The 286-nt window shown below is 46.9% G+C and carries 1 protein-coding gene; it reads left to right on the forward strand.

Features of this window, described 5'->3' with window-relative positions; all coding sequences use genetic code 11:
* Window positions 1–286: hypothetical protein (locus E2E34_RS37830; protein WP_208765439.1), on the forward strand; the 286-nt coding region annotated here is incomplete at both ends.

Here is a 286-nt window from a genome sequence, read left to right on the forward strand (position 1 = left end):
CTGATTCCGATGGTGACTACACCACCACCACTTCCATTATTACTGGTGAACCAACTGCTTCTGGTGATTGTGAAGAATGTACCGAATACACCACTACTTTCACCACCACCGATTCAGATGGTGTAACTGCCACTCAAACTGGCGATGTCATTATCACCACTGATTCCGATGGTGACTACACCACCACCACTTCTATCCTTCGAGGTGAACCAACTGCTTCTGGTGATTGTGAAGCATGTACCGAATACACCACTACTTTCACCACCACCGATTCAGATGGTGTAAC

It is taken from the genome of Streptomyces albidochromogenes (assembly GCF_005981925.1).
GTDB classification, from domain to species: Bacteria; Actinomycetota; Actinomycetes; order Streptomycetales; family Streptomycetaceae; genus Streptomyces; species Streptomyces albidochromogenes.